Source organism: Neorhizobium sp. P1_A6, from assembly GCF_056406795.1.
Window position 1 is genome coordinate 173462 of record NZ_JBFTZM010000004.1, and the last position, 19413, is coordinate 192874.

Annotated in this window: 15 protein-coding genes; 9 read left to right on the forward strand and 6 right to left on the reverse strand. The window is 62.6% G+C overall.

Annotation, left to right across the window (positions count from 1 at the left end; all coding sequences use genetic code 11):
- Positions 1–51: 51 nt before the first annotated feature.
- The 7 genes from AC1D3C_RS10240 to AC1D3C_RS10270 all read left to right on the forward strand — a co-directional run bounded on the left by AC1D3C_RS10240 (position 52) and on the right by AC1D3C_RS10270 (position 6887).
- A complete protein-coding gene (locus tag AC1D3C_RS10240; RefSeq protein ID WP_477482795.1) occupies positions 52–624 on the forward strand; it encodes a TetR/AcrR family transcriptional regulator in 573 nt (190 codons plus the stop codon).
- 147 nt (positions 625–771) lie between these two features.
- Positions 772–2376 carry an ABC transporter substrate-binding protein gene (locus AC1D3C_RS10245; protein ID WP_477482796.1) on the forward strand — a complete coding sequence of 535 codons (1605 nt, stop codon included), beginning with the start codon at positions 772–774 and terminating at the stop codon, positions 2374–2376.
- A gap of 40 nt (positions 2377–2416) precedes the next feature.
- The gene (locus AC1D3C_RS10250) at positions 2417–3406 is read left to right on the forward strand and encodes an ABC transporter permease (protein WP_477482797.1); all 990 of its coding nucleotides are present in this window, start codon (positions 2417–2419) and stop codon (positions 3404–3406) included.
- A complete protein-coding gene (locus AC1D3C_RS10255) occupies positions 3403–4233 on the forward strand; it encodes an ABC transporter permease (protein WP_477482798.1) in 831 nt (276 codons plus the stop codon). Before AC1D3C_RS10250 ends, AC1D3C_RS10255 begins: the two co-directional genes overlap by 4 nt.
- On the forward strand, positions 4230–5012 hold the full coding sequence (locus AC1D3C_RS10260; protein WP_477482799.1) for an ABC transporter ATP-binding protein: 783 nt from the start codon (positions 4230–4232) through the stop codon (positions 5010–5012). The genes AC1D3C_RS10255 and AC1D3C_RS10260 overlap by 4 nt, the downstream gene beginning before the upstream one ends.
- Positions 5009–5806 (forward strand): ABC transporter ATP-binding protein, encoded by a 798-nt coding sequence (locus AC1D3C_RS10265; protein ID WP_477482800.1) that lies wholly within the window; start codon positions 5009–5011, stop codon positions 5804–5806. The genes AC1D3C_RS10260 and AC1D3C_RS10265 overlap by 4 nt, the downstream gene beginning before the upstream one ends.
- Positions 5796–6887, forward strand: coding sequence for a pyridoxal-phosphate-dependent aminotransferase family protein (locus AC1D3C_RS10270; protein ID WP_477482801.1), 1092 nt, complete (start codon positions 5796–5798; stop codon positions 6885–6887). The genes AC1D3C_RS10265 and AC1D3C_RS10270 overlap by 11 nt, the downstream gene beginning before the upstream one ends.
- Here the strand turns inward: AC1D3C_RS10270 and AC1D3C_RS10275 are convergent, their stop codons facing one another.
- Positions 6888–8444 (reverse strand): VOC family protein, encoded by a 1557-nt coding sequence (locus AC1D3C_RS10275; protein WP_477482802.1) that lies wholly within the window; start codon positions 8442–8444, stop codon positions 6888–6890. It lies immediately after the preceding gene.
- Positions 8445–8784: 340 nt separating this feature from the next.
- On the opposite strand from AC1D3C_RS10275, the gene AC1D3C_RS10280 reads away from it, so the two are divergent.
- Positions 8785–10638: an ABC transporter ATP-binding protein gene (locus tag AC1D3C_RS10280; RefSeq protein WP_477482803.1), complete on the forward strand. Its 1854-nt coding sequence runs from the start codon at positions 8785–8787 to the stop codon at positions 10636–10638.
- A 10-nt stretch (positions 10639–10648) separates the two neighbouring features.
- Positions 10649–12547 (forward strand): ABC transporter ATP-binding protein, encoded by a 1899-nt coding sequence (locus AC1D3C_RS10285; protein WP_477482804.1) that lies wholly within the window; start codon positions 10649–10651, stop codon positions 12545–12547.
- A gap of 135 nt (positions 12548–12682) precedes the next feature.
- Here the strand turns inward: AC1D3C_RS10285 and mmsB are convergent, their stop codons facing one another.
- From mmsB to AC1D3C_RS10310, 5 genes are all read right to left on the reverse strand, one after another.
- Positions 12683–13873 carry a multiple monosaccharide ABC transporter permease gene (mmsB, locus tag AC1D3C_RS10290; protein WP_038543709.1) on the reverse strand — a complete coding sequence of 397 codons (1191 nt, stop codon included), beginning with the start codon at positions 13871–13873 and terminating at the stop codon, positions 12683–12685.
- The gene (mmsA, locus tag AC1D3C_RS10295; protein ID WP_038543711.1) at positions 13870–15432 is read right to left on the reverse strand and encodes a multiple monosaccharide ABC transporter ATP-binding protein; all 1563 of its coding nucleotides are present in this window, start codon (positions 15430–15432) and stop codon (positions 13870–13872) included. The genes mmsB and mmsA overlap by 4 nt, the downstream gene beginning before the upstream one ends.
- 57 nt (positions 15433–15489) lie before the next feature.
- The gene (gene chvE, locus AC1D3C_RS10300) at positions 15490–16521 is read right to left on the reverse strand and encodes a multiple monosaccharide ABC transporter substrate-binding protein (RefSeq protein WP_244446674.1); all 1032 of its coding nucleotides are present in this window, start codon (positions 16519–16521) and stop codon (positions 15490–15492) included.
- Between the two features lie 118 nt (positions 16522–16639).
- Positions 16640–18484, reverse strand: coding sequence for an IlvD/Edd family dehydratase (locus AC1D3C_RS10305; protein WP_157885240.1), 1845 nt, complete (start codon positions 18482–18484; stop codon positions 16640–16642).
- Positions 18485–18486: 2 nt separating this feature from the next.
- Positions 18487–19413 carry a Gfo/Idh/MocA family protein gene (locus AC1D3C_RS10310; protein WP_477482805.1) on the reverse strand — a complete coding sequence of 309 codons (927 nt, stop codon included), beginning with the start codon at positions 19411–19413 and terminating at the stop codon, positions 18487–18489.

Sequence of the window (19413 nt, forward strand, 5' to 3'; positions counted from 1 at the left end):
CTTTAAATGACGATCCAAATATAAGAGTCAAGGTATTCGAAGGAGAAGACGATGAAGGTGAGCCGCCAGGAAGCCGAGGAGAACCGCGCCCGCGTGGTGTTGAAAGCGGGCGAACTGTTCCGCGAATACGGTTTTGACGGCATCAGCATCGCCGACCTGATGAAGGCGGCGGGCCTGACGCATGGTGGATTTTACGGCCAATTCAAATCCAAAGTGGACCTGGCGGCCGAGGCGACGCGCCAGGCGCTGGCGCTCAATGCCGCGAGCTGGCAGGAGACGATCGGCCGCACCCGCGACAAGGCGCTCAAGGCGATCACGGGCATGTATCTGTCCCGGCCGAACCTGATCTTCAAAGCCAAGGGCTGCACTCTCGCCTCTCTCTGCGCCGACGCCTCCCGGCAGGGCGAAGCGGTGCAATCGGTGTTCGCCGAAGGCATCGAAAACCACCTCCAGCTGCTGCAGGAGATCGTCGATGGCGACGGCGACGAGGATCGGCGCCGCAAGTCGATCGTCGTCCTGTCCCAGATGGTCGGAGGAATGACGCTCGCCCGCGCGGTCGGCGATACGCCGCTCGCGGAGGAGATCCTCACCGCCCTTCGCGACGAGCTGGAGACACGGCACTAAACCTTTATGGCGCAACGGAAAATTCACCTTCCATCCCTCCGCGCCCAAGAATTTGTTCCCGAATGCCCCGCAGAGGAATTTCCTGCCTGTGCGACCGTTCATTTCGCTGGCAATATGCTGAAAAATGGCTGGATGCAGGAGAGAGCAATGACGATCGCCAACCTATCCCGACGGACCCTTTTGCAGGCAGGCGCCACACTGCTCGCCTCGACAGCTTTGCCGACTTTCACCCTTGCGCAAGGCGCCGGCAGCCGGCTGATCGTCGCTGCAGACTCCGAACCTAAAAACCTCAACCCGGCGATCGTCGCCTCGAACGGCGTATTCTTCATCGCGAGCAAGGTGGTCGAGCCGCTCGCCGAAGCCTCCTTCGATGGCAAGGACGGCCTGGCGCCACGCCTCGCCACCTCCTGGGAAGGCTCGGCTGACGGCAAGTCGGTCACCTTCAAGCTGCGCGAGGGTGTGAAATGGCATGACGGCAAGCCGTTCACCTCGGCCGACGTCGCCTATTCGGCCCTCAACATCTGGAAGCCGCTGCAGAACCTCGGCCGCCTCGTCTTCGCCAATCTCGAAACCGTCGACACGCCGGATGCGACGACCGCCGTCTTCAAGTTCTCCAAGCCGACGCCCTTGCAGCTCATCCGCAATGCCCTGCCGGTGGTCAGCAGCGTCGTGCCGAAACATCTCTACGAAGGCACCGACATCGCCACCAACCCGGCCAATGTGAAACTAGTCGGCACCGGCCCGTTCAAGCTTACGGAATACAAGCCGGGCGAATATTACCGCCTGACCAAGAACGCCGACTACTGGGGTAAGGGCGAGCCGAAGCTCGACGAGATCATCTTCCGCGTCCTGCCGGATCGCGCCGGCGCAGGTGCCGCACTGGAAGCGGAGGAAATCCAGCTTGCAGCGTTCTCGGCCGTGCCGCTCACCGATCTCGCCCGCATCTCCAAGGTGCCGGGCATCAAGGTGATCTCCAAGGGCTACGAGGCGCTGACCTATCAGCTCGTGGTCGAAATCAACCACCGCCGCAAGGAGCTCGCTGACGTCAAGGTGCGCCAGGCGATCGCCCATGCCATCGACAAGAAGTTCGTCGTCGACACCATCTTCCTCGGTTACGCCGCCGCCTCGACCGGTCCCGTTCCAAAGAACGCCCCGGAATTCTATGACGCCAGCGTGCCGACTTACGCTTTCGACACCGCAAAGGCGAACGCTCTGCTCGACGAGGCCGGCTACAAGAAGGGCGCCAATGGCACCCGCTTCTCGCTGAAACTGCGCCCGGCGCCCTATTTCAACGAGACCAAGCAGTTCGGCGACTACCTGCGCCAGGCGCTCGCGGCAGTCGGCATCGATGCGCAGCTCATCAATGCAGATTCCGCGGCCCACCAGAAGGCGGTCTATACGGAGCACGATTTCGACCTCGCCATCGGTCCGCCCGTCTTCCGTGGCGACCCTGCGATCTCGACGACGATCCTCGTCCAGTCCGGCATTCCGGCCGGCGTGCCGTTCTCCAACCAGGGCGGCTACGAAAACAAGGAGCTCGACGGCATCATCGCCAAGGCAGCGGAAACGGTCGATACCGCGGCCCGCACGGAACTCTACAAGCAGTTCCAGAAGATCGTCGCCACCGACCTGCCGCTGATCAACGTTGCCGAATGGGGCTTCATCACGGTGGCGCGCGATACGGTGCAGAACGTCTCGAACAATCCGCGCTGGGCCGTGTCCAACTGGTCGGATACCGCGCTGAAATCGTGATAGGCTTGACGGACTATCCGATTCAGAGGCGCTTTCCGGCGTGAACCGTGCCATTCGATTGATCCGACGTCGCGCGATCAGCAGCATCCCGGTGCTGCTGATCGTCGTCGTCCTGACCTTCCTCCTGCTCGAATCCGCCTCCGGCGATGCGGTGGATGCCTATCTCCTGTCGATCGGCGGCGGCGACGCGACCGTCGCCCAGTCGCTGCGGCAGGCCTACGGCCTCGACCAGTCGATGCTCGCCCGGCTCTGGCTGTATTTCTCCTCGCTTGTAAGGCTCGATCTTGGCTGGTCGGTCGCCTTCGGGCGACCGGTTCTCGACCTCATTCTTGAGCGCCTGCCAAACACCCTGCTCTTGATGGGCAGCGCCACGGCGCTTTCCTTCGGGCTCGGTTCCGCGCTCGGAATCGTCGCCGGCGCAAAACCTGAAAGCGTAATGGACAGAGTGCTTTCCACCTGTTCCCTCATTCTTTACGCGATCCCCAGCTTCTGGCTCGGACTGGTGCTCAGCATCGTCTTTGCCGTGCAGCTCCGCTGGCTGCCGACCTCGGGCATCGAGACGATCGCCTCCGGCAAAGTCGGGCTTGCCCGCGCCATGGATATCGCCCGGCACCTCATCCTGCCGGTCGGCGCACTGGCGCTGATCTACATGGCGCTGTTCCTGCGGGTGATGCGCTCTGGCATGGCCGAGGCATGGACGCTGGATTTCGTGCTTTTCGCCCGCTCCAAGGGGCTGTCCCGCAGCCGCATCGTGCTGCGCCATGTGGCGCGCAATGCGCTTCTGCCGCTCGTCACCATGCTCGGCCTGCAATCGGCCGCCATGCTCGGCGGCAGCGTCGTCATCGAGAGCATCTTTGCCATACCCGGTTTCGGCCGGCTGGCGCAGGAGGCCGTCAGCGGCCGCGATGCGCCGCTGCTGATGGGCATCATCGTCGTCAGCGCCGTGCTGGTGATCTGCGTCAATCTCCTCGTCGATCTCGTTTATGCCGCCCTCGACCCCCGTGTCGGTGCCTCGGAGCCCAATTCATGAGGCTCCTTCGCGATCTCATCCGGACGCCGGAAGGCGCGATCGGGCTCGGCATCCTGGCGGCTCTGGTGCTCGTGGCATTGTTCGCGCCGATGCTGTCCCCCGGCGATCCGCTGCGCATCGCCGGTCGGGCGCTGCTGCCGCCCTTCACCGACCCGGCCTTTCCGCTCGGCACCGACCGGCTCGGCCGAGATGTGCTGGCCGGCATAATCCACGGAACCCGCACGTCGCTGGCGGTCGGCCTGGCGGCAGCCTTGGCGGCGATTGCCATCGGCCTCTGCGTCGGCCTGACGGCCGGTTTTGCCGGTGGCCTGGTCGACGAGGGGCTGATGCGCGTCGTCGACGCCTTCCAGATCGTCCCGAGCTTCCTGTTGGCGCTCGCTTTCGTCAGCGTCATCGGCGCCTCGGTGCCGGTCGTGGTGCTGGCGATTGCGCTCGGCGCCTGGGCCGATCCGGCGCGGCTGACGCGGGCGCAGGTGCTTTCCATCCGCGAGAGGGATTATGTTGCCTCCGCGCGGGTGATCGGCATGCATCCGGCCGAAATCGCCTTCCGGGAAATCCTGCCCAACGTCCTGCCGCCTGTTCTGGCGCTGTCGGCGATCATCGTCGCGGCGGCGATCCTCACCGAAGCCGCTCTTTCCTTCCTCGGCCTCGGCGATCCGAACGTGGTCACCTGGGGCTCGATGATCGCCGAGGGCCGCAACATCCTGCGCTCCTCGCCGTCGCTGTCGATCTTCCCGGGCATCGCGCTGGTGGTGACCGTCGTCGGCGTCTACCTCTTCAGCGAGGGCCTGACCAAGGCGCTTGGCGGCCGGAGGCTGGAGCCATGAGCACGCTTTGCGAGATCAGAAACCTCTCGGTCACCTATCGCGGCCAGACGCTGCCGGCGCTGGACCATATCGACCTCGATATCGTCGCCGGCGAGCGGCTGGCGATCATCGGCGAAAGCGGTTCCGGTAAAAGCACGCTCGCGCGAGCAATGGCCGGCCTCTTGCCGCCGGGTGCGAAACTGGCGGGCGAGATGCGATGGTCTTCGGGCGGGTCGCCTTTGCCCGGCCGCGATCTCGGCTTCGTTTTCCAGGATCCATCCTCCAGCCTCAACCCGGTGCTCAGCGTCGGCGAACAGGTGGCGGAAGGCGCCCGCCGACATCTCCGCCTGTCCTGGACAGAGGCCTATGCCCATGCGCTAAAAATGCTGGAGCGAGTCCGCATTCCGGAGCCGGACAAGGCGATGAAAGCCTTTCCGCACCAGCTTTCCGGCGGCCAGCGCCAGCGCGTCGCGATTGCCGCCGCCCTTGTCGCGAGACCCGGCATCCTGATTGCCGATGAGGCAACCAGTGCGCTCGACATGGTCGTGCAGGCCGAGATCGTCTCGCTGCTCGACGAACTGGTCCGCGAAGCCAGCATGACGCTGGTCTTTATCACCCACGATATCGCGCTGGCTTCCGGTTTTGCGAACCGGGTGGCAATCTTCAAGGACGGCAGGTTGGTAGAATCGGGCCAGACCGGACATGTCCTTGCCTCCCCCAAAGAGACCTACACAAAGACGCTGATCGCCAGCCATCGCGACCTCACGACGCCTCCGCTCATCCGGGAGGCCACKCCGTGACCCTGCTTACGATCGAAAACCTCTCGAAGCGTTTTTCGTCCGGTGGCCGTGAAGTCGCGGCAGTCAGCGATGTTTCGTTGACGCTGGGACCCGGTGAGACGCTGGGCCTCGTCGGCGCCTCGGGCAGCGGAAAATCCACCCTCGCCCTCATCCTGATGCGACTGCTGCCGGCCGATGCCGGCGCCATCCGGTTTGAGGACGAGGACTGGCTCTCGCTGTCCGGCACCGACCTGCGCCGCCGCCGGGCCAGGATGCAGATGGTGTTTCAGGACGTGCTGGGCGCCTTCAACCCGCGCGCAACCGTTGCCTCGGTCTTGGATGATCCGCTCCGCATCCACAACATCGTGCCGAAAGCCAAGCGAGCGAGGGAAATCGCAGCGCTGCTCGATCGCGTTGGCCTGCCCGCGAACTATGCCGAGCGGTCGATCCGCGAAGTGTCCGGCGGTCAGCGGCAGCGTATCGCCATTGCCCGTGCCATCGCCACAAAACCGTCGCTGATCGTGCTCGACGAGGCGGTATCGGCGCTGGACGTCTCGATCCGCGGCAAGATACTCGAGCTGCTTGTCGAGCTACAAGAAGAGCGCGGCATCAGCTATCTTTTCGTCTCGCACGATCTCGCCGTCCTGCGCGCCGTCTCGCACCGGATCGCCGTCATGGACGCCGGGCGGCTCACCGAGACCGGGCCGATGCGGCAGGTGATCGAAAACCCGCAATCGCCTGCGGCCAGGGCCCTGGTCCGTGCCGTGCCGCGCCTTTTGACAGAACCAACGGAAGGACCATCCCATGACGTTTGACCGCTGGAACCCGCTCAACGACGCGCCGTCCTTTCCCGTTTCGCGTTACGCTGCGATCGCCGACCGGATCGCCAAAATCCTGAAGACCCGCAACGACGTCCTGCTGATCCAGGCGGAGGCCGTCGTCGCGCTGGAAGCGGCCGCCCTCAGCCTCGCCCGACCCGGCCTGAAGGCGATCAACATCGTCACCAGCATGTATGGCGGATGGTTCGGCACCTGGCTCCGGCGCGGCGGCGCCGAGGTCGTCGACCTCGCCGCAGAACCCGCCCGCCCGATCGGACTGGAAGCGGTCGAGGCGGCGCTGAATGCGCATCCGGACATCAAGGTCCTGGCCCTCGTCCATGCGGAATCGGCAAGCGGCATCCGCAACCCGCTGGAGGAGATCGTCGCGCTCGCCCGCTCGCGCGGTATCGTCACGGTGGTGGATGCGGTCGCTTCGATCGGCGGCCATGCACTTGGCATCGACGAACTCGGCATCGACATAGCCGTTATCGGACCGCAGAAGGCGCTGGCAGGACCGGCCGGGGTTTCGGCGCTCTCCGTCAGCCCTGCCGCCTGGAAACTGATTTCTGAACAAGGGGCGCCAAGGGATTCTATTCTCTCGCTTCTCGACCAGAAAGCCTGGCTCGAAACTGGCCGCGGTGCGCTTTCCGGCACCACCGCTCCCCTCGAATTCTTTGCGCTCGAAGCCGCCCTCAATCGCGTCGAGACGGAAGGCATCGATGCGATTGTCGCCCGCCATGTCCGTGCCGCCCGAGCGACCCGCGCGGCACTTGCCGCGATGGGCGGCGAACTCTGGATCGATGCCTTGCATGGTTCGAACCTGGTGACGGCGGCCAGGCTTCCGGCCGCAGCCGACCCAACCGCCGTTCTCTCCGTCGCCCCGCGCGGCATCGAGCTTTCGGCCGGCGTCGGCCCCGGCGCCGAACGGCTGATCCGGCTCAACCATACCGGCCAGCGCGCCCGCTTCGATATCGTGCTCGGCAACCTGACGGCCTATGGCATGGCGCTTCGAAGGCGTGGGTTCAAGGCAGACATATCCGCCGCCGTTGATGCCATCGCTCTGCATTACGGCGACTAGTTAGAAGCCATTTTCGATCAGCCAGTCACGGGCGACCATCTCGTCTTCGGTGCCAATCCCGTGGTTGGCATCAAGCGTCCTGGCGGTAAGTTCCGCTCCGTCAGCGAAAAGCCGCTCTTCGAGTTCCCGGGCCAGCGAACCGTAAAAATCGTCGGTCGCGCTGAGCGACAGGACGTGCGTACCGGAAAGATCGACTGCCGGCCGAGCTTCCAGGCAGTTCATCGACCGCAGCAGCACCGCTTTGCGGATCAGGCCCGGATGAAGCTGCATCACCGCGCCGATCATGTTGCCGCCGTTGGACCAGCCGGCAAAGGCCGCCCGCGCCGGATCGACGCCATAGGCTGGACCGAGTTCCTCCACGAAGGCGACGAACGCGTCTGCTTCCGAGACGATCTCCTTCTGATCGAACGTCGTCTCCGTGAAACGACGAAAATATCGCGGATGCCCCTCGTCCGTCGATCGCCCGCGCACCCCGATCAGCATGGCGTTCGGAGCCGCCTTGCGTCCGAAGGGCAGCATGGTCGTTTCATTGCCGCCGCTGCCGTGCAGCAGCACCAGCGTCGAACCATCCCAACTCTCCGGCATGTGGATGCGGTGCACGAAAGGCAGGTCGCGATAAATGATGCGCTCCTCCCCCGGCAGGCCGAACTGCGGCAGCATGACCCGCAGGACATCGTGGTCTTCCTTGAAATGCGTCGGGATAAACAACTCGGACCCCAGCGTTTCAATCGGCTCGTCCGCCATGAAACCCGGCCCGTCCGTCGCAAGTTCGATCAGCGTACCGGACGGCTCCCGGACATAGAGCGAATGGAAATAATGCCGGTCATGCATGTTCATCTCGCCGGCGTCCTCCACCAGCAATTTCGCATGCACCGCCTCGACCTGAGGCAGATCGACGGCGCGAAACGCGATATGGTCGATCGTGCCGGTGCCGGGCGCGGCAGTCCAGAAACCGCCCGCATCGCGGACATCGACGATATCTCGCGCATCCGACACCAGCCGCTGGATATTGCCGTCCTTCGACCCGAGCCGAAGCCCCATATGCCGTGTCAGAAACGTCGCGGTCTGCTCCGGCTTTTCGGAAAGGATCGTCGCGCCATGGAGCTTGCGGATCGCATCCACCTCGCTTATGCCGCCACCGCTCCACCAGACCCAGGGCGTCGTCTCCTCCACGCCGACGAGCTTGACGATGATGCCGTCAGGGTCGGTCAGTCGCAGCACCGGTTCCCCGAACTCCTGGGCCGGGCCGGAAAGCTTGACGTTGAACTGCAGCGCGCGCGTCAGCCAGAAACCGATTGCCTCGGGCGCAATTGCAAAACTGATCTCGCTCGGCGCACCATGCCCGACGCGTCCAAGCGAGCCATCCTCCCAGGCGAGGAAGGTCACCAGCGAACCGGGTGTCGCCGCACCATCGCCGTAGAACAGGTGAAGCTGGCGAGCGTCCTCGAAACCCGCCGTCCGCTTGACGAGCCGCAGGCCCAGAAAGCCCGTGTAGAAATCGACATTCGCCTGAATCTTGCGGGTGATGGCGGTGATGTGATGCAGGCCGCTGGTCATGCGAAAGCCAAACCTTTCTTGTCAGTTATGGCGCGACGATATCAGGCAGGAACTGACCTTGCGATATGCACGGAGACAAAAGAAACCGCGGTCAACATCCTGATGGGCATTCTCCCTCCCGCATCCGCATGCTCAGGCATTGGAATACCGACAGGCTCGTTGCCGAAAATTCAGGCGACACACAGGTCAAAAAATCATCACAAGGGCTCCGTTTTCGGTCCAAATCGGTTGACTGATCAGCGTCAGTATGCAGGCTAGATAAAGGTCCCGAATCTTCATCTCATAATGGCCGTCTTTCCGGATATTTTTCCGGCTCTGTAATTCATTTTGGAATAAACCCGTGAGCAGCGATGCAACAGTTCGCGTCGCGAAGCCGTCGGCTTCGTTGGCGCTGGTGAATGCGGCAGGTTGGGGCAAAGGCTTCTCCATATTGACCCGCATTACCGTCATGGCCTTCCGTCATCCGTGGCAATCGAGCTTCGCGATCGGCGCGACCCTGATCGCCTCCAGCTTCCAGCTGATGATCCCGCGGCTGCTCGGTCAGGCGGTGGACCACACGCAGGTGGCGCTGACCGGCGGCGATGCCGGCCAGGCGGCACAGGATGCGCTGCTGACAACAGCACTGCTCCTGCTCGGCGCCAGCGTGCTGCGCGGCATCTTCACCCTGTTCCAGAACTATTTCAGCGAGGCGGTCGGCCATCATATGGGCTACCGCCTCAGGCTCGCCTGTTACGAGAAGATCCAGCGGCTTTCCTTCAGTTTCCATGACAGCATGCATTCGGGCGACCTGATCACCGTCGGGCTTCTCGATCTCGAAGGCGTGCGCATGTATTTCTCGACCGCGCTGGTGCGCATGGTCCTGCTGACCGTGCTGATCGGTATCGGAGCCTATCTTCTGCTGTCGACCGACGTGGTGCTCGGACTGCTGGCCCTGAGCTTCGTGCCCTTCGTCGGCTGGCGGTCGTCGGTGACCCAGCTCCGGCTGCGCGCCACCTGGCTCGACCTGCAGGAACGGCTTTCGGTTCTGACCCGCGTGATGGAGGAAAACCTCGGCGGCATCCGCGTCGTGCGTGCCTTTGCCGCCCAAGACCACGAGCTCGACAAGTTCGAGGTGGCGTCGAAGAGCGCCGTATCCCTGGCACATCAGCGCGTCGGCATCCGCGTCGCCAATACCAGCGCCATGACGCTGTCCTTCTTCGCCTCCATGGGCCTGGTTCTCTGGGTCGGCGGCACCAAGGTGATGGCCGGCGAGATGACCGTCGGCACGCTCACCTCCTTCCTCACCTTCATGACCATCCTGCAGATGCCGGTTCGCCAGCTCGGCCTGATGGTCAACGCCTTTGCCCGCGCCTCCACCTGCGGCGCGCGCCTCTTCGAACTGCTCGACCTCGATATCGCCATCAAGGACGAGAAGGACGCCAAGGAGCTGAAGGTCACGGACGGCACGCTGCGGTTCGAGAATGTCGACTTCGCCTATCCTGGCGCTGAGAAACATCAGGTCCTGACCAATGTGTCCTTCGAGGCGAAGCGCGGCGAGACGATCGGCATCGTCGGGCCGCCCGGCAGCGGCAAATCGACCATGGCGCACCTGATCCCGCGTTTCTACGATGTGACGGGCGGAAGGATCACCATCGACGGCCAGGATATCCATAGCGCCACGCTGCAGTCGCTGCGCCGGTCGGTGGCCGTGGTCCAGCAGGACAGTTTTATGTTCACGACGACGATCGAAAACAACATCGCCTATGGCGACCCGTGGGCCAAGGAAGGCCGCATCGAGCGTGCCAGCGAAAGCGCCCAGCTGCATAACTACGTGCTCGGCCTGCCGACCGGTTACGGCACGGTCGTCGGCGAACGCGGCGTTTCGCTGTCCGGCGGGCAGCGGCAGCGCCTGTCGATCGCCCGCGCGCTGATGCTGCGCCCGGCAGTGATGGTGTTCGACGATTCGACCGCCGCGATCGATGCCGGCACCGAACAGCGCATTCGTACTGCCATGCGCAGATATGCAGCCGACCGGGTGACGATCATCGTCGCCCATCGCCTGAGTTCGCTGATGCATGCCGACCGGATCCTGTTCATGGAAGAAGGCCGCATCGTCGAAAGCGGAACCCATGACGAACTGTTGGCGCTCGGCGGCCGCTACAAGGCGCTTTACGATCTGCAGGTACGTCCAGGCGACGACGCGCTCAGCGCCTGAGGGAGGATACATGGCCGAGGAACTGGAAACCGAACGCTCCGACGTTCGTGACGATGGCAGGCGCCCGCCCCGCGCGGTGGTAGGGTCACATCGCATCGAAGAGGAAATCTTCGGCAAGGTCTTCGACAGCGACATCGTCAGACGCATCTGGGGTTTCGTGCGGCCTTATCGCACCAAGATCTATTGGGCCGTGCTTGCGGTGCTGACCTTCACGGCGATGCAGCTCCTCATCCCGCTGATCATCCGTTACGCGATCGACCACGGCATGCAGGCGGGCAGCGACAGCCAGTCGATCTTGATCTGGTCGATGGTTGCCTTTCTTGTGGCGATCCTCATCAATTTCGCGGCCAGTTATGCGCAGGAAACGCTGGTCGGCGGTGTCGCCGAAGACGTGCTCTTCGATATCCGCAAGGCGATGTTCACGCATCTGCAGCGCGTCTCGCTCTCCTGGATGGACAAGACGGAGGTTGGCCGCCTGATGTCGCGCCTGCAAGGCGACGTCAATTCCATGCAGGAATTCCTCGAAACCTCGGTCCTCTCGGTCGGCGATATCACCCTTTTGTTCGGCATCGTGTTCGTCATGCTGACGCTCGATTTCAAGCTCGGCCTGCTGACGCTTTGCGCCCTGCCCGTCCTCTTCGTCGTCCGCCTGTTCTGGCTGCCGCGCGCTCGCAAATCATTCATGGCCGCGCATGAGACCAATTCCATCGCCAACGGCGCGCTTGCCGAAGCCATCCACGGCGTGCGCGCCGTCCAGAGCATGGACCGCCAGAGTGTCAACTTCACACTCTATGACGACAAGGCCCGCGCTAACCTCAATACCCATTTGAATGCGGCAAAATACGCTCAGGTCATGGTGCCGATCGTCGACTCGCTGACCGGCCTTGCGATGGCGCTGGTCGTCGTGGTCGGCGGGGCCCGCGTGCTCAACCAGGCGCTCGACGTCGGCGTCATGGTCGCCTTCCTGTTCTACATCCAGCGCTTCTTCGACCCGATCCGGTCGCTGACACTGCAATATTCGGTGATGCAGCGCGCCATGGCGTCCGGCCAGCGCCTGACCGAAGTGCTGGACGTGCCGGTCGATGTCCAGGATGCGCCGAACGCCAAGGTCCTAACATCGGACATGGACGGCTCGGTCGAGTTCAAGGATGTGGTGTTCGGCTACAATCCTAAGCACCCGGTCCTGAAACATGTGAGCTTCAAGGTGAACCCGGGCGAAACGGTTGCGCTGGTCGGCCCGACGGGCTCGGGCAAGTCGAGCTGCATGTCGCTGATCCATCGTTTCTATGACGTGCAGAAGGGCCAGGTTCTGGTCGGCGGTCACGACGTGCGCGACCTGACGCAGGAATCGCTCGGCCGGCAGATCGCCATGGTATTGCAGGAGCCGTTCCTGTTCACCGGAACGGTGTTCGAGAACATCCGCTACCACAAGTCGGATGCGACCCGCGAACAGGTGGTCGAGGCGGCCAAGGCAGTCGGCGCCCATGATTTCATCATGCGCATGCCGGATGGTTACGAGAGCATTCTCGGCCAGCGCGGCGGCAATCTCTCGCTCGGCCAGCGCCAGCTTCTGAGCTTTGCCCGCGCGCTGGTGGCGGATGCTAAAATCCTGGTACTCGACGAGGCGACCGCCAATATCGACAGCTATACCGAAATGCTGATCCAGAAGGCGCTGGTCAAGCTGCTCGAAGGCCGCACCGGCCTCGTCATCGCCCATCGCCTGGCAACCATCCGCGAGGCCGACCGCATCATCGTGCTGCAGAACGGCGAGCTGATCGAGAGCGGCAATCACCGCGAGCTGATGAAGAACAAGAAGCTCTATTCGAAGCTCTACAACCTCAACTACTCGTCCTTCGATGATATCCCCGAGGATGTGATCGAAGAGGCGGTGACCGAGCAGGCGACCTGAAGCCGGTTTCGACCGTCCATCCGTCACCCCTGAAGCCGACGCGGTTAAACCGGGTCAACGCGAAAAAGCCCGGAGGCGTCTGACGCCTCCGGGCTTTCAAAGTTTCATCAGGCAATCTTGGAGGAAAGCGGCGCCTCAGCGCCGCTGATTGTAGACGTCGACGCAGACGGCGCCGAGCAGGACCAGGCCCTTGATCACCTGCTGGTAGTCGATGCCGATGCCGAGGATCGACATGCCGTTGTTCATCACGCCCATGATGAAGGCGCCGATGACGGCACCCGTCACCTTGCCGACGCCGCCATAGGCGGACGCACCGCCGATGAAGCAGGCGGCGATGACGTCGAGTTCGAAGCCGATGCCCGCCTTTGGCTGCGCCGTGTTGAGACGGGCTGCGACGATGAGACCGCCCAGCGCCGCCAGAACGCCCATGTTGACAAATGTCCAGAAGGTCAGCCGCGTCGTCTTGATGCCCGAAAGTTCGGCGGCGCGGATATTGCCGCCGACGGCATAGATCTGCCGGCCGATGATCGTGCGGTTGGTCAGGAAGCCGTAGGCCGCGATGAGCACCGCCATGATGATCAGCACGTTCGGCATGCCGCGATGCGAGGAGATCAGGAAGGCGACGTAGCCGACGCCGGCGAAGATCAGCAGGTTCTTGGCGATGAAGAAACCAAAGGGCTCCGTCTCGACGCCATGCGAAATGCGGCGCTTGCGGCTAGCGATATTCTGCACGATGAGGATCACCGCAAGAACGAGGCCGAGCAGGAGCGAAGTGATGTAGAGTCCACCGGCCGAAGAGATGAGCTCGACGATATAGCCGGACGACAGCTTCTGGAAGATCGGCGGGAACGGCCCGATCGAGCGTCCGTCGAGCACCGAAATCATCAGGCCCTTGAACACGAGCATGCCCGCAAGCGTGACGATGAAGGACGGGATCTTGAAATACGCGACCCAATATCCCTGAACGGCTCCGATCAACCCGCCGAGTGCCAGGCACAGGATCGTCGCGACGATGAAGTTGACATCATACTGAACCATCAGTACCGCGGCGACTGCCCCGATGAAGCCGGCCACCGAACCGACCGACAGGTCGATATGGCCGGTGACGATCACCATCAGCATGCCAAGCGCCATGATGACGATATAGCTGTTCTGCAGCACCACGTTGGTGATGTTGAGCGGCATCAGAAGAACGCCGCCGGTGGCGACCTGGAAGAAGATGACGATGACAACCAGCGAGATCAGCATGCCGAAATCGCGCAGGTTGTCCTTCAGAAAACCGGCCGCGCTCTGCGGCACCGCGATTGTTTCCTGGGGGGTGCTCATACTTCTCTCCCTTTGCGCCGCATGATGGCGCGCATGATATTTTCCTGCGTGGCCTCTTCGCCGGCGACTTCGCCGACGAACGCACCTTCGTGCATGACCACGATACGGTCGCAAATGCCGATCAGCTCAGGCATTTCCGACGAGATGACGATCACCGCCTTGCCCGCATTGGCGAGCTCGTTGATGATCGTATAGATTTCGTATTTCGCGCCGACATCGATGCCGCGCGTCGGTTCGTCGAGGATCAGCACGTCAGGCTCGGTGAACAGCCACTTCGACAATACCACTTTCTGCTGGTTGCCGCCCGAGAGCTTTCCAGTTTCCTGATAGACGTTATGGCTGCGGATGCGCATGCGGGTGCGGAATTCCTGAGCCACCTTCATCTCGGCGATGTCGTCGATCACCCCGCGCGAGGAAACCCCGCCGAGATGAGCGAGCGAGACGTTCTTGCGGATGTCCTCCGGCAGGATAAGGCCGAGCTGCTTGCGGTCTTCGGTGACATACGCAAGTTTGGCCTTGATCGCGCGATGCACGTTGGAAAGGTCCACTTCCTTGCCGTGCAGTTTTGCGGTGCCGGTAATGTCGCGGCCCCAGGAGCGGCCGAAAACGCTCATCGCGAACTCGGTGCGGCCTGCGCCCATCAGGCCCGAAATGCCGACGATCTCGCCAGCGCGGGCCTTCAGCGACACGTTCTTGACCACCTGACGATCTGAATGCAGCGGGTGGTAGACCGACCAGTTGTCGATCTCGAAAATCACCTCGCCGATCTTCGGCTCGCGCTTCGGATAGCGGCTTTCGAGGTCGCGATCGACCATGCGGCGGATGATCTCGTCTTCTTCGACGGGCCCGGCATGGCAATCGAGGGTGCCCACCGTACGGCCGTCGCGCAGCACCGTGATGCGGTCGGCGACGGCGGAGATTTCGTTGAGCTTGTGGGAAATCAGGATCGACGTGATGCCATGCGCACGAAACTCCTTCAGGAGTTCGAGGAGCGCGGCACTGTCCGTCTCGTTGAGCGACGCGGTCGGCTCGTCGAGAATGAGCAGCCGCACATCCTTCGAAAGCGCCTTGGCGATCTCGACGAGCTGCTGCTTGCCGACGCCGATATTGGTGATCAGCGTATCTGGCCGTTCGGTAAGGCCCACCTTGGCGAGCAGCGTCTTGGTGCGCTCGTGCCGCTCATGCCGCTCGATGACGCCGTAACGCGCCGGCGGATTGGTGAGGAAAATGTTCTCCGCGATCGACATCAGCGGAATGAGCGCCAGTTCCTGATGGATGATGATGATGCCGAGCTTCTCGGAACCGTTGATGTCGCGGAAGTGGCGTTCTTCACCCGCGAAAAGGATCGAGCCTTCATAGGAGCCGTGCGGATACACACCCGACAGGACCTTCATCAGCGTCGACTTGCCGGCACCGTTTTCGCCGACGAGCGCATGGATCTCACCTTCCTTGACGGTAAAGCTGACATCGGAAAGCGCCTTGATGGCGCCAAAGCTCTTCGAAATGCCCCGCATTTCTAGAATGGGCGGCTTTTCGGGAAGAGAGACAGGATCGAGCATAATGACTCCGGATAACAGGACCGCGCGGCGGGGTTGCCGCCGCGCGGGTGGAAAGACTTACTTGATCTGCGATTCCTTGTAGTAACCACTGTCGACCAGAACCTGTTTCCAGTTGGACTTGTCAACCACGACTGGCTTCAGCAGGTAGGAAGGAACGACCTTCTTGCCGTTATCATAGGTCTTGGTATCGTTCACGGTCGGCTCCTTGCCGCTCATGGCCGCATCAACCATATCGACAGTCACCTTGGCAAGATCACGAGTATCCTTGAAGATGGTGGAATACTGTTCGCCGGCAAGGATCGACTTGACCGAAGGCACTTCGGCATCCTGGCCGCTCACGAGCGGCATCGCCATGTTGCCGCTTCCGTAGCCGACGCCCTTCAGGGACGAAAGGATACCGATCGAGATGCCGTCATAAGGCGACAGGACTGCATCCAGCTTCTTGTTGGAATAGGTGGAGGAGAGGATCGCGTCCATACGGGCCTGGGCGGTTGCGCCGTCCCAGCGAAGCGTTGCGACCTTGTCCATGCCGACCTGTCCGCTGCCGACCTTCAGCACGCCCTTGTCGATCAGCGGCTGCAGAACGCTCATCGCGCCGTTGTAGAAGAAGAAGGCGTTGTTGTCGTCCGGCGAGCCGCCGAAGAGCTCGATGTTGAACGGGCCCTTCTCGGTGTCTGCCTTGAGGCCCTTCACCAGCGAGGTAGCCTGCTGGACGCCGACCTGGAAGTTGTCGAACGTGGCGTAGTAGTCGACGTTGGCGCTGTTGCGGATCAGGCGGTCATAGGCGATGACCTTGATCTTCTTGTCGGCAGCCTGCTGCAGCACGTCGGTCAGCGTCGTGCCGTCGATCGAGGCAATCACCAGCACCTTGGCGCCCTTGGTGATCATGTTCTCGATCTGCGAGAGCTGGTTCGGGATATCGTCTTCAGCGTACTGAAGATCGGTCTTGTAACCGCGCTCTTTCAGAACCTTGACCATGTTGTCGCCGTCGGCGATCCAGCGGGCGGAAGACTTGGTCGGCATGGCGACGCCGACGAGGCCCTTTTCCTGGGCACTGGCCGGAGCCGCGACGACCAGACCGGCCAACATGGCCGCTGTCGCGAGATATTTGAACATTCGCATGGATTACTCCTCCTTTGGAGCGGCTCCCTTCGAGCCGCCAATCTTGTTGAAGGGCGGCCCCTCGCCGCCCTGAGAACCGAAACGGTCAGTGATTGTCGCGCGGAATGCCATTGGTCTGGGCAATCCGCTGGTATTTGACGGCCGGCTCCAGCACTGCGCCGGTTTCGAGCTGGCCGACATAGTGGCGCTGGATTTCCTGCCAGGGCGTCTGATGCTCCGGATAACGGTATCCCCCGTCGGCTTCCAAAGCCTTGCGGCGCTCGGCCATCTCCTCATCGGAGATCAGGATGTCCGCGGTGCCGCGACCGACGTCGATGCGCACCCGATCGCCGGTCCGCAGGATCGCGAGACCACCACCGGCGGCGGCTTCCGGCGAGGCATTGAGGATCGACGGGCTGCCCGAGGTTCCCGACTGGCGGCCGTCGCCGATGCAGGCGAGCGACGAGATGCCCTGCTTCAGAAGATAATCCGGAGCGCGCATGTTGACGACTTCCGCCGCACCCGGATACCCGATCGGGCCGGCGCCGCGCATGAACAGGACCGTATGCGCGTCGATTTTGAGCGACGGATCGTCGATCCGGTGATGATAATCCTCCGGCCCGTCGAACACGACCGCCCTGCCTTCGAAGGCTTCCGGATCGTTCGGGTTGGAGAGATAACGCTGACGGAATTCCGGCGAGATGACGCTGGTCTTCATGATCGCCGAAGAGAACAGATTGCCGCGCAGCACCCGGAAACCGGCATGGGGCTTCAAAGGCTCGTCATAGCGGCGGATGACCTTCTCGTCCTCGATGATCGCGCCACGGCAGTTCTCGCCGATCGTCTTGCCGTTGACCGTCATCGCGTCCTCATGGATGAGGCCCTGGGTCATCAGCTGGTTGACAACGGCCGGCACGCCACCTGCATGGTAATAGTCCTCGCCGAGATATTCGCCGGCCGGCTGCAGGTTGACGAGCAGCGGCACTTCCTCGCCATAGGTCTGCCAGTCGTCGACGGTGAGCTCCACGCCGATATGCCGGGCGAGCGCGTTCAGATGGATCGGCGCGTTGGTCGAGCCGCCTATCGCCGAATTGACGCGAATGGCGTTGATGAAGGCTTCCTTGGTCAGGATCTCGGAAGGCTTCAGGTCTTCCTTGACCATCTCGACGATGCGAAGCCCGGTCAGATAGGAGACCTCCTGCCGGTCGCGATAAGGCGCCGGGATCGCGGCAGAGCCCGGAAGCTGCATGCCGAGCGCTTCGGCGAGCGAATTCATCGTCGTCGCCGTGCCCATCGTGTTGCAATAGCCGGTGGACGGCGCCGAGGAGGCAACGAGCTTCACGAAGCCCGCATAATCGATCTCGCCCTTGGCCAGCAGTTCGCGCGCCTTCCAGACGATGGTGCCGGAACCGGTGCGTTCACCACGGAACCAGCCGTTCAGCATGGGACCGACGGAGAGCGCGATCGCTGGAATGTTGACGGTTGCCGCCGCCATGAGACAGGCCGGGGTGGTCTTGTCGCAGCCGATCGTCAGCACGACGCCATCCAGCGGATAACCGTAAAGCACTTCCACGAGGCCAAGATAGGCAAGGTTGCGGTCAAGGCCGGCGGTCGGGCGCTTGCCCGTTTCCTGGATGGGATGGACCGGGAATTCGATGGCAATCCCGCCTGCTTCGCGAATGCCCTCGCGCAGACGATGCGCCAGCTCCAGATGGTGCCGATTGCACGGCGAAAGGTCGGAACCCGTCTGCGCGATACCGATGATCGGTCGGTCGGACTGCAGTTCCGCCTGGCTGAGACCGAAATTCATGTAGCGCTCAAGATAGAGCGCCGTCATATCGACATTCGACGGGTTGTCGAACCACGCGCGAGAGCGGAGCTTTCTGGCCACCTGGCCACCCTTGCCGGTTTCGGCGATCTCGTTCGAAGTTACGTTTTCCGAATTGGTCATCATCAGTCCTCAAATACGTCTGTTTCAATGCGCCGGCCCAGCATAAAGGCATCGGCGACATGCACCAGCGGCGAGAAATCGGCATCGCTGCGGCTTTCGGCCACCAGCGCGACGAAATCACGATAGAGATTGCGGTATTCACGGTCTTCTTCGACGATCGCGCTTTTGCCATCGACGAAAAGACGACTGCCGCCATGGGTCAGAACGATCGGACCCTCGTCGGTCTCCGCACGGATGTCCCAGGTCTGCGGTCCGGTCTGGCGCCAGTCGAATTCAGCCGAAACCGGCACGCCGCCATCCGTTTCGAAAGACAGGCTTGCCGCAATCGGCGCCGCCCTGTTGGCCGGGAAGGTCAATTCGGAACGGGTGAGATGAAAGCTCTCCGGCAGGATGCGCGTGACGATCGACAGCGCGTTGATGCCGGGGTCGAAGACGCCGAGGCCACCCGGCTCCCAGATCCAGGCCTGGCCCGGATGCCAGTGGCGGACATCTTCCTTCCATTCCACCGCAACGCTGCGAATCCTGCGTTTGGCAAGCAGCGCCCGTGCCGGCTCGACAGCTGCGGCCGCGCGCGAATGCCAGGTCGAGAACAGCGAAACACCCTTCGCCCTAGCGAGTTTTTCCAGCGCGTAAACCTCAGAAAGCGTAGCACCCGGCGGCTTTTCGAGCATCACATGCTTGCCGGCATCGAGTGCTGCCTTTGCCTGCTCAAAGCGGCCCACGGGCGGCGTACAGAGAGAGACGGCATCGAACTCGACGTCCGAGGCGAGCAGGTCGCCGATTTCGTGGAAGCAGGCGATGTCATCGAGCTTGGCGTGACGGCTGGCGACGGCGACGAGCTCGATGCCGTCGGTCGCTTCGATCGCGCCGAGATGCTGATCCCTTGCGATCTTTCCAAGCCCGACAATGGCGACGCGGATGGGAGCCAT

What these genes read in the sequence shown, in the direction of transcription:
- mmsB (WP_038543709.1), bottom strand. Translation starts at nt 13,873, where the DNA reads ATGAGCACCCCCCAGGAAACAATCGCGGTGCCGCAGAGCGCGGCCGGT.
- AC1D3C_RS10255 (WP_477482798.1), top strand. Translation starts at nt 3,403, where the DNA reads ATGAGGCTCCTTCGCGATCTCATCCGGACGCCGGAAGGCGCGATCGGG.
- AC1D3C_RS10310 (WP_477482805.1), bottom strand. Translation starts at nt 19,413, where the DNA reads ATGGCTCCCATCCGCGTCGCCATTGTCGGGCTTGGAAAGATCGCAAGG.
- mmsA (WP_038543711.1), bottom strand. Translation starts at nt 15,432, where the DNA reads ATGCTCGATCCTGTCTCTCTTCCCGAAAAGCCGCCCATTCTAGAAATG.
- AC1D3C_RS10305 (WP_157885240.1), bottom strand. Translation starts at nt 18,484, where the DNA reads ATGACCAATTCGGAAAACGTAACTTCGAACGAGATCGCCGAAACCGGC.
- AC1D3C_RS10275 (WP_477482802.1), bottom strand. Translation starts at nt 8,444, where the DNA reads ATGACCAGCGGCCTGCATCACATCACCGCCATCACCCGCAAGATTCAG.
- AC1D3C_RS10245 (WP_477482796.1), top strand. Translation starts at nt 772, where the DNA reads ATGACGATCGCCAACCTATCCCGACGGACCCTTTTGCAGGCAGGCGCC.
- chvE (WP_244446674.1), bottom strand. Translation starts at nt 16,521, where the DNA reads ATGTTGGCCGGTCTGGTCGTCGCGGCTCCGGCCAGTGCCCAGGAAAAG.
- AC1D3C_RS10270 (WP_477482801.1), top strand. Translation starts at nt 5,796, where the DNA reads ATGACGTTTGACCGCTGGAACCCGCTCAACGACGCGCCGTCCTTTCCC.
- AC1D3C_RS10285 (WP_477482804.1), top strand. Translation starts at nt 10,649, where the DNA reads ATGGCCGAGGAACTGGAAACCGAACGCTCCGACGTTCGTGACGATGGC.
- AC1D3C_RS10240 (WP_477482795.1), top strand. Translation starts at nt 52, where the DNA reads ATGAAGGTGAGCCGCCAGGAAGCCGAGGAGAACCGCGCCCGCGTGGTG.